The 9,983-nt window shown below is 66.2% G+C and carries 8 protein-coding genes; 4 read left to right on the forward strand and 4 right to left on the reverse strand.

All coding sequences use genetic code 11. From position 1 onward, the window contains the following. Nucleotides 1-126: 126 nt before the first annotated feature. The 3 genes from AB0B89_RS31820 to AB0B89_RS31830 form a co-directional block, all read right to left on the reverse strand. Nucleotides 127-1,209, reverse strand: a complete 1,083-nt coding sequence (locus AB0B89_RS31820) for a polysaccharide deacetylase family protein (protein WP_358560173.1) — start codon at nt 1,207-1,209, stop codon at nt 127-129. A gap of 562 nt (nt 1,210-1,771) precedes the next feature. After that, complete coding sequence (locus AB0B89_RS31825) at nt 1,772-2,371, reverse strand: GNAT family N-acetyltransferase (protein WP_358560175.1); 600 nt, start codon at nt 2,369-2,371, stop codon at nt 1,772-1,774. Beyond that, a complete protein-coding gene (locus AB0B89_RS31830; RefSeq protein WP_358560177.1) occupies nt 2,368-3,840 on the reverse strand; it encodes an APC family permease in 1,473 nt (490 codons plus the stop codon). Before AB0B89_RS31830 ends, AB0B89_RS31825 begins: the two co-directional genes overlap by 4 nt. 848 nt (nt 3,841-4,688) lie before the next feature. On the opposite strand from AB0B89_RS31830, the gene AB0B89_RS31835 reads away from it, so the two are divergent. Both AB0B89_RS31835 and AB0B89_RS31840 read left to right on the forward strand, forming a co-directional pair. Next, a complete protein-coding gene (locus AB0B89_RS31835) occupies nt 4,689-5,735 on the forward strand; it encodes a hypothetical protein (protein WP_358560179.1) in 1,047 nt (348 codons plus the stop codon). A 129-nt stretch (nt 5,736-5,864) separates the two neighbouring features. Continuing rightward, nucleotides 5,865-6,509 carry a hypothetical protein gene (locus AB0B89_RS31840; protein WP_358560181.1) on the forward strand — a complete coding sequence of 215 codons (645 nt, stop codon included), beginning with the start codon at nt 5,865-5,867 and terminating at the stop codon, nt 6,507-6,509. 61 nt (nt 6,510-6,570) lie between these two features. Here AB0B89_RS31840 and AB0B89_RS31845 read toward each other — a convergent pair whose 3' ends face one another. Beyond that, nucleotides 6,571-7,872 (reverse strand): ThuA domain-containing protein, encoded by a 1,302-nt coding sequence (locus AB0B89_RS31845; protein WP_358560183.1) that lies wholly within the window; start codon nt 7,870-7,872, stop codon nt 6,571-6,573. A 270-nt stretch (nt 7,873-8,142) separates the two neighbouring features. Here AB0B89_RS31845 and AB0B89_RS31850 point away from each other — a divergent pair, with 270 nt between their 5' ends. Then, the gene (locus AB0B89_RS31850) at nt 8,143-8,793 is read left to right on the forward strand and encodes an AAA family ATPase (protein ID WP_358560184.1); all 651 of its coding nucleotides are present in this window, start codon (nt 8,143-8,145) and stop codon (nt 8,791-8,793) included. A gap of 725 nt (nt 8,794-9,518) precedes the next feature. Beyond that, the gene (locus tag AB0B89_RS31855) at nt 9,519-9,962 is read left to right on the forward strand and encodes a helix-turn-helix transcriptional regulator (RefSeq protein ID WP_358560186.1); all 444 of its coding nucleotides are present in this window, start codon (nt 9,519-9,521) and stop codon (nt 9,960-9,962) included. Nucleotides 9,963-9,983: the final 21 nt, after the last annotated feature.

Raw genomic sequence — 9,983 nt, forward strand, 5'->3', positions numbered from 1 at the left:
GCTTCTTTGGCTCCCCCCGCGCTCGCCGCGCGCGGGCCCCCCCCCCGGGCGGCGCGCCCCCTCCCCCCCCCCCCCCACCCCCACGACCTGGTCACCGGGTGCTGTGCGGGGTCTCGCGCGCGGGGGTCAGCCCACTCGGCAGGAGACCGCCGGCCAGGTCCAGTTCCCGTTGTGCTGGATCGTGAAGCCGAAGGTGTTTCCGCTGCCGTTGGGCCTCATCGTCATGACGTTGCCGGTGGAGTCCCACGTCGGGGATCCGTTCCAGGTGGCGATGATCTTCTGCGGGCTGCGTACCGTGACCGTGACGATCCAGGAGTTGCTGCCCGAGACCGCTACCGACAGGTTGAACCGGTCGCTCCACTGCTGACCCTGCGAGATCGTGGCCGTGCAGCTGCCACCGCCGGGGGGAGGGGTGACCGTGGGGGTCGGCGTAGGCGTCGGGTCGGTGCCACCGGTCGGGGCGACGGCCCGGCCGGTCGACGGCGAGATCATGCCGGCGCACAGGTTGCGGCTCGTCAGGTTCTGCACGATCTGGGGGATCGCGGCGATCGTGGTCGCGTACTGGTCGTGCATGAGGATGATCTGGCCGTTCTGCAGGGTGCTGGCGGCCTGGACGATCTGCGCGGTGCTCGCGCCGTTCCAGTCCTGGGAGTCGACGTCCCAGATGATCTCGGTGAGGCCGAGCTGCTGCTCGACCGACTTGAGCGTGGCGTTGGTCTCCCCGTACGGGGGGCGGAACAGCTTGGGCGCGGTTCCGGTGACCTGCTGGATGACCTGCTGGGTCCGCTGCAGTTCCGACTGGATCTGCGAACTGCTCATCTGGGTCAGGTGCGGGTGGGTCCAGCTGTGGTTCCCGATCCACATGCCGGCGTCCTGCTGTGCCTTGACCAGGGCCGTGTTGTTCTGGGCGTTCTGCCCGATGTTGAACAGGGTGGCCCGCACGCCGTTGGACTTCAGGGTGTTCAGCAGGGTGTTGGTGTTGCTCGGGTTGGGGCCGTCGTCGAAGGTCAGGCCGACGTATCCCGCGCTGCAGCTACCAGCGCTAAGCAGAGGCGTCAGGCCGCCCAGCGTGCTCGCGGCGTCGGCCGATGTCGGCAGCGTCAACGCGAAGGCCGCGCCGATGATGCCGACGGCGGCGATGACGATGGCGTTTCGGGTGAGTGAACGTCGTTTTTCGGCTCTGCCGGGGGGGACGGCATTGTCGATCATGTTGGTTCCTCCCGTGGAACACGTGATCGGGACATGGACGTACGCGCGGCATCGCCGCCCGCCGCGTCGGCACCGAGGCGCCGAACGGCGTTGAGCTGTGGTTATGCCGCTGGGAACCCGGGCGAAGGTTGGAGGATCTCGCCTGGGCCTCATTCTTCGGAGGTCGGCGAAATGTGTCAATATATTGCTGAAAAGTTTCGGGTGCATTAACCGTTTAAGTCGGCGTTAAGCTGCTGTAACGTGGATGAACTTTCCGAAACCTTTCGTAATTCACTCAGAGTGGCTAACGGCGTGATCACCAGGAGCCCGCCGAGCCCAAGTCTGAGTCCGAGCCCGTGTCCGTGTCCGAGCCGTGTCCGAGCCCGAGCCCGTGTACGTCCGGCCGTCCGGCCGTCCGGCAAAAGCAAACGGCCTCCCGGTCGTAGCCGGGAGGCCGTTCCGTATGCCAGGTGCCGCGCCCCGGGCGCACCACCCTGATGTGCCGCCGGGTGTCAGCCGCCGAAGGGGGGCGGGGTCCGGCGGGCCGCGTCGAGGTCGTCGGCGAAGCCGGCGTCGGCGGGCGTCAAACCGAGGGTGTCTGAGGCGACGGCGCCCGCCACATCGGGTACATGACCGGGCCGTCGGGCAGCCGGAGTAGTTCGGGCATGTCCACGTAGCCGTGCCGCAGGTACAGCCGGCGGCTGGCCTCGCTGCTCGCCTCAAGGTAGGCCGGCATCCCCTGGGCGTCGAGCCGCCGGTGGTGTTCCTCCAGCAGCAGGCTGCCGAGGCCCCGGCCGGTCCGTCCTCGTACCAGGGCGATGAACGCCAGGTAGTGGTGCGGCTCGTGCGGGTGCAGCTTGTCCATCTGCTCGCCGAGGACGCCGAAGCGTCCGGCGTGTTCCCCGGCGAAGGAGGCGATCTCCTCCTCCTGGCCGGGGATCTCGGGGAACGGCGCGGTGAACCAGACCGCGACCCCGGAGAGCTCGCCCGACTCGTGGATCCCGTAGACGGTGCCGTGGTCGAGCGCGTGGGCGGTGTGCATGGTGAAGAACCGCCGCTGGATCGGCAGCCGGTCCTCCACCGGCGGGATGAGCCAGCTCGTGATCTCATCGAGGCTGAACGTGTCGGCGATGATCTCGCCGGCCGCGTCCGCGGCCGTCAGCCGGGTGATCTCGGCCGTCACTTGGAGCCTCCGGTCACGGCCTGCGCGCCGAAGCCGATGTTGGCGTACACCTCCGGCCTGGTCACCTTCAGCACACGGCCCCACACGACGCCGAAGATGATCGCGACGACGAAGATGCCAGGCAGGATCCAGCGGATGAGCGAGTCGGGCGCGACCCCGAGGACCGTGTCGAAGTTGATCAGCGTCAGCCCGATGATCAGGCATAGCGCCAGGGCGGCCAGGGCCGGTGCGATGCGCGTCCGCCACGCCGTCTCCCCCGAGGGGTTGCGTGAGAAGTACACGATCACCGCGATCGAGGTGACGGTGAGCAGGGTCAGCAGCCCGAGGCCGCCGAAGGCGCCGAAGGTGAAGAACAGCTTCGTGACCGGGTCGAGCCCGAAGATCGCGTAGACGATGATCACGATCAGCCCGAGCGCCGTCTGCAGCACCGATCCGGCCACCGGAGCGCCGGTACGGGCCGAGGTCCGCCCGAACAGCGAGGGGATCACGTTCTCACGGCCCAGAGCGAAGATGTAGCGGGCCGTGGTGTTGTGGAAGGCGATCATGCAGGCGATGCTGCTCGTCACGAACAGCACGGAGCCGATGGTCGCGACGCCAGAGCCCAAGTGGGCGGACGCCTGGTCGAAGATCAGCGTGGGCCCCTGCTCGGTCGCCGCCTTGACGATTCCGCCCGGCCCTGGCGGTACCGTCTGCGCCCAGGCGGAGATCGCGTACAGGACCGCGATGATGGTGATGCCCAGGTAGGTGGCGATGGGCACGGTCCTGTTGCGGTCCTTGGACTCCTCGGCGAAGACCACCGACGACTCGATGCCGGCGAACCCGGCGACGACGGTGGCGAGCGCGGCGCCCACGCCGGGCACGAACAGCGAGCCGGGGGCGAAGCCCTCGAAGCTGATGCCGCTCGGGGCGGCGTTGAACAGGTCACCGATGTCGAACACCAGGACTACGGCGATCTCGCTGACCAGCAGGACAGAGAGGATCTTGCCGTTGACGTCCACCCGCAGCAGCCCGAGCAGGCCGGTCAGCGCCCACGCCACCAGCGCGATCACCCACCACGCGGGCGAGCCGCCGAACCAGTCGAGGAGAAGCGGTTCCGCGGCCGACCCGATGATGCCGTAGAGACCCAGTTGCAGCGCGTTGTAGGCCAGCAGCGCCACCCACGCGGTCGCCACCCCCTGCGTCCGGCCGAGCCCCTGGGCGGCATAGGCGTAGAAGGCGCCCGCGTTCACCACGTGCCTGGCCATCGTCACGTACCCGACGGCGAAGAGCGCGAAGATCGCGCCCAGCATCAGGAACGCGAACGGCACGCCGATGACGCCCGTCACCGCGTACGCCGTCGGGACCGAACCCGCGACGACCATCAGCGGTGCCGCCGCGGAGACCACGAAGAACACGACCGATGGGACGCCGAGCCGATCCTTGGCCAGCGCGGCGGAGACGGCACTGGGCCGTTGCTCTGTGAGGGACATCCGGAACTCCGAGAGATGGGGGGAGAGAGGGCACACCGAGGGCCTGCGACAGGCTCGCAAGATCGCCTACAGACGACGAACGGCGATGATATAGGCGATTTGTTAAATCTGTCATCGACGAAAGTACGGATCGTTAGAGGAACGACGTGTCCGGATTGCCCGATGGGCAAATATGTACGGGGAAGCCGCAATTCCGGTTAATGGGTTACACCCAGTTTTGGACAACCCGATAATGCACATTACGTCAAATCGGACACGGCGGAAGGCGGAACGGACGATGCGGCGCCGGCCGCCGGCATCCGCGACGGGTTGAACCGGCTGTCGCCCGAGCACCGCGCGATGCTGACGCCGCGCCACCTGGAAGGCCTGTACGGGCAGGCCGCGGGGCAGATGCTCGGCGTCCCGGCGGGCCGTACGGTTCCGGCTGTACCAGGCCCGCGAGAGTTTCCGGCGAGCATGGCGCACAGAGGGGAGCCCCGGCTCGGCGACATGCGCGGGCTTCCGGCTCCCGAGCAAGCGGCTCCTCGGCCCCCGGCCGACCGGCCTCGTCGACGTTGGCCTTTTCGTTACGCGGGTCGAGCGCGTCGCGCGCCGGGACTCCGGAGGCCGTCCGATGTGCCCGCATCACTGGTGCCGGCGCCTTCCGGGTTGAGCTGTCCCCGGCCTCGGCGGTGAACGAGCCGCTCCACGAGGCCGCAGGCCCGCCAGGAGTCGGGGTTTTCGGTGCGAACCGGGGCGTCGAGCGTTAGCGTCTTGGCCGCGGAACTGTGCCCAGCGGCGGACACGGTGCGCCGCCCATCAGGAAAGGCCGGTCAGGACCGTTGCGGGGAAAATCAATTTCCAGATCGTTGCTGGTTGCCGCAACCCTCCTTACCGCACTGATGGGGTGCGGGGAGACACCCGAGATCGCGGCCGGCGACCTTCCAGGGGAAGCGCACGACATCACGGGGGACGATGACCTGGGAGGGCCGGAATTCTTCGTCGCCAACCGCTCCGGGCGCGCGGTGGCCACATACGAGTCGGCAACAGGGAAGCGGCTCGACGAAATCGTCGCACCCAAGGGCCTGGAGATAGACCAGATCTCCAGTGTCGCACGAGGGGGATTCATCTTCTCCGCCACCGATGAAAGGAGGATTCCGCACTTCTTTCGTGCGGGCCTGGCGTCGGACGGCTCGGTGTCGCTGGTCAAGCCGTTGACGCTGCCGTACGGCTTCACCCCCGCGACGATCGCCATGGCGATGTCCTGGTCGGGCTCGAAGCTCGCCTACTTCGGGGGTTTCGGCGGCGACGGTTCCGCGGGAGCGCGTCTCACCGTCAGAGATCTGTCCAAAAGCAGGGTGTACGAATTCCCCTTGGCCCGGAAGACGAGTTCGTGGATATCGGAGATCTCCTGGGCATCGGACGAGAAGCACCTTGTCATGACCGTGCTGAGCCCGTGCGGGAACGCACCGCCGGACGGGGCGGCCTGCACGGGCGACGTAAGCGTGCGGGTCCTTGACAGCACCAGCACAGGCCTCGATATCAACGACGCGCCCGAGATAGCCAGGCATCCCGCTTGGGGAACCGCTACTCAAAACGGTCTCGCCTCGTACGTGAGTGGTTCTGCGGTTCTCGGCCCAGACGGATCCGCGGCCTATGTGCCCCTGTCGAGAACCGAAAAGGACGGGCACCGCTCCACTTTGGTACAGGAAATCAGTTCCCCAAGCGGCGAGCTCATCCGAGAGTTGGCACTCCGGCCGACGGTCAAGGACTCGATTCTGTCCTTGGCCATGGATGAGTCCGGCCGGTACCTCATCGCTCGATTCCCGGGGAGCCTGGAGCGCATCCGCCTGAGCGACGGCGCCCATGTCACCACCGTTCTGAACGACGGCGGCATCTCACAGGTCGCCTGGTAGGGCATCGGGGCGGGGATTCCCAGCGAGCCGCAACGGGTGATTCACACCGCTTCGCCGGTAAGGGGTTCTCAAGGGCGGTCATGTGCGATAGAAGATCATTTGCATCTACTGTCTCTTCTTGAGGTGTATGTGAAGAAGCTCCTGCGACTTCTCGCGGCCCCGCTGTTCGCCGCGACACTCGCCCTCACCGCCTTCACCAGCCCAGCCCGCGCGGACACGCCTGAGAGCGATGCCGAACTCGCCCTCCAGTGGCAGACCGCGTGGGACACCTACAAGTTCTACGACACCGCGCCTCCCGTTCCCGGGGTGGGGCGGAGCCGGGACACGGCCCAGATCTCGATCCAGATCAACGCTCCCGTGCAACGCGTCTTCGCCAAGTATTCGATCATCAGCAACCACATCGGCAGGGCCGCGTTCCTGAAGCGCGTCGTCACCCACAAGGAGTGGTGCCGGCGCGACATCCGCTACATCAACTTCACGGCGATCGAGGACATCCCGTACCAGGGAACGATCGTCACCAGCAAGACGCACGCGCAACAGCGCATTCACCAGGAGGACCTCTACTACGAGACGGACACCTGGTCGGAGCCCAACGTCGTCACCCACCAGAAGATCGTCTTCAAGAAGCTGCCCGGCGGGACGACCCAGGTCACCGAGCACCTCACCTTCGAAGCCGACGCCTCGCTGATCGACTTCGTCGTCACGAACGGCGTCGCCTCCCACCAGCAGACGCAAGCGGGACTCAAGGCCGCGATCGAGACCGGCGCGCTCTGATCCATGGCGCGGGCGGGGCTCGCCTTCCGGCACGCCCCGCCCGCGCGATGATCCCCCGCGCCTAGGGTTGCTGGGAGATCCGGAACGACTGCGCGGGCGTGCCGTCGCAGGTGCGCTGTACCAGCTGGACGGAGTCGGCCGTTGAGGCGCCCGGCACGCTCAGGCACTTCGCGCTGAGGCGGCTGACGAAGTGGTAGTAGCCGCCGCCCTCGGACAGCGCCTGCCACTGCTGGTTGTTGCCGCCGCCGTACGTCCACAGCTGAAGAGGGGCGCCGTCGGCCGTGGACACACCGGTCACGTCGATCACCTGGGCGCTGTTGTTGCGGTTGTTCATCCGCGCGAAGCCGTTACTGGTCGGCTGGACCTGGAACTGCTGGGCGAAGGTGCCGTTGCAGGTGTACTGCTGGATCGCGGTGCCGTTCGACGAGGCCGCCGCCCGGGCGTCCACGCATTTCCCGTTCCCGCGATTGGCGAGGCTGTACCAGGCCGTCGGGGAGATGGTGTCCGACGGCGGCGGAGTGCCCGCTCCGCCCAGCCACAGCAGGCCGTCGATGACGAACCGGTTCTGCACCTCGCTGGCGAATGTGGAGGACAGCCCGGTGTTGGTGTCGTAGTTCATCGCGTTGTGGCCGAAGTTCGCGTACAGCATCTTGTAGTTCTTGTTCGTCCACATGATGGGGTAGTAGCCGCTGTACCACGACTGGTTGGGATCTGTCCCGACGGGGAAACTCGACGGGTCGATGGACGCCAGGATATTGATGTCCGGGTTCTTCCTCAGGTCGTTGTTCCAGCTGTACCACTCGCTGACCGAGGACGTGAAGGTGGCCGGCAGCCGTCCGGTCGAGGGATGGGTCGCGTTCTCCGTGCGCAGGACGACCGAGGTGGGTCCCCAGGTGTTGGACCTGAAGGCCCCGGTGCCCAGGAACTGGTTGTGATACCAGGGCCAGGTCTGGGGATCGGTGTTGAACGCGGACACGTGGAATCCCATCCACGCTCCGCCGTTGCGCATGTACTGCTCGAACGCCGATCGCTGAGCGGCGGTCTGGGGAAGGTCGTCCAGGAACAGCACCACCTGGTACTGCTGAAGGTTGCCGGCGTTCAGTTGGTCCCAGTTGTTGGTGGCGGTATAGGAGAAGTTGTTCTGCGCTGCCACCTGCGGGAACCACCGGTTGGCCTCTTGCACGAAGTTGATGTGGGCCGCGTCCCAGGTGCCGTTGTAGAAGGCGAGCACCTTGAAGCTCGGGGCGATCGCCGCCTGTGCGCCACCGGCGGCCGGGATGACAGTGAGGCCGAATACTACGGCGAACAAGGCGAGCAGCCACGTCCGTGCCCGGGCCGCGTCCGCCATGGTGCTCCTGGTCATACGCGTGTTCCTCTATCTTTCGACAACGACGGTTCCACTCGCAGGCACAGCGATGACCAGGCATTCCGCACTTCGGCATGCCTTCAGATCATTCTTTATGACTTAATTGAAATCATGTTAAATGTCGCTGTCAAGGGCGCCGGTGGGCTGGACAGAGGCCGGTCCCGAAACTCTTCGCGGGCTCCGTGCGTTCCTCATGTCAACGGGCCCGATTGGACCGGTGGACTCCGCTCGCTCCCCATCGGGCTCCCGAGCAGAGGACGAGAGCCAATGATCCCTGAGCCGACCATCCCACGGCCGGAGCACGAGCGGCAGCACGTCCAGGCCATGGCGTCCGTCGGCGAACTGCGCTATCCCGCCGGGTCGCTGGTGCTGCTCGCGGGCCTGCCAGGAGCCGGCAAGAGCACGCTGCTCGCCCGCCTGTACGGACTGAAAGGTGACGAGACGGAGCCTGTGGTGGCCGGAGGCGTGCGGGTGATCGACTCCCGCCAGGCGCGCAACTGGTGGGCGCGCTACCTCGGGCCGGTCCCCACGCGGGCCCGTACCCCCATCGTGCACGCCACCCATGTGTCGCGTATCGCGCGCGCGGTGCTGCGCGGGCACGCCGTCGTCGCGCACACCAGGGGCACCTGGCCGCACATCCTGTACGGCTTCGCCTGGCTCGCCCGGCGTCGTGGCGCCGCCATGCACGTGATCCTCCTCGACATCCCGCCGCAGACGGCCCGTGCCGGGCAGTACTCACGCGGGCGGGTCGTCACCGCGGCCACCTTCGCCCGGCACTGCCGCCGCTGGCACGTGCTCATCGGAAGCGCCCGCGCCCACGGCCTCCCCTCGGCCGCCGGCGTCACCGTCCTCGACCGCCCCGCCGCCGACCGGCTGACCAGGATCCGCTTTGACGCCACGCGTTCGAAAAGGCCTTGACCGTCATCCTTGATCCGCTTTCCAGCGGAGCACTCCTCATGCCACGTCTGAAGCTTGCGCACCCTCATCAAACGCAATCCCACCGATCGCAGTGCGAGAACCTCAGGCTAGCCCGTCGGCTTACTTCTGGTGCGGTTGTGACGGAAAGACTAGTCAGGTCGGCATTTAGTTGTCCGTCTCGGGCTATTTGTTCAGCGCAGGTCAACGAAAAACCTCATATGGGCGTCGTGCCAAGCTCTCATGGCTAAAGATTAGGGTTCGTCGGATCGAGAGTGAAAGCCGACGGACTCCTGCGTGAGCAGACGGCGCGGGATCTGCGCGAGGCGCACCCATCCATAGGGGCAATATCTTCCGGCGGCAAGACCAGGTGGATCTGGTTGTGAAGGGACTCGGGCGCCGTGTGGATCGGGTGCGTCCATCCTTAGGCGGCCCGTTGGCTGTTCTTTTATCATCAAAGGTGCCTATATGTGCTTTTAGTGCAATTTAGTGCGTCAAAGAATCTGTCAAGTCTTCACGATGGCTGCTCTCTGCGTCGGATTTGACCCGATCCGGGTGGAGTCCCGGAACCGAATCGGGGATACGTATCGGCGCCAATGACGATTTCTGTCGTCTTCAAATCGGGAAACGGGAAACACCGGCATCGCCCTTGTCCGTTCGACGTCGGCTGCCGCACTGTTGCAAGCGGTGGCTCACAGCTGTTCGGACTCACAGTGACGGAGGTCCACGTGGTTCAACGGCTGGTTCAGTTCGGAGCAGAACTTCGCCGTCGGCGTCTCGCCGCCGGCCTCACCCTTACCGAATTCGCCCAGCTCGTGCATTACAGCAAGGGTCAGCTGAGCAAGGTCGAGACGGGTGCCAAGGCACCGAGCCGCGAGCTGGCTCGACTCTGCGACGCCACGCTCGACGCCGGAGGCACGTTCACCGCCATGGTGCGCGAAGGTCCTTCCGGAGAAGACCCCACCGAGGCAAGTACAGGAGATGAGGAGGTGTGGCTGATGCAGTTATCCGCGAACGGGGGGAGTTGGTTCCACCCCGTTGGCCGACGGCAGGTGATCATAGCGGGCGCCGCCTCGATGGCGGGAATGAGCATCGGCATGTCGCTTGCCAGCCTGATGGGACCACCCAGTTGCCACGAGGAAGGGACCACCTGGTCGTGTAGTCGATCATAATGATCTCCCTCAGTTCGTCCC

This window comes from Sphaerisporangium sp. NPDC049002, assembly GCF_040649355.1.
In the GTDB taxonomy this organism is placed as follows: domain Bacteria; phylum Actinomycetota; class Actinomycetes; order Streptosporangiales; family Streptosporangiaceae; genus Sphaerisporangium.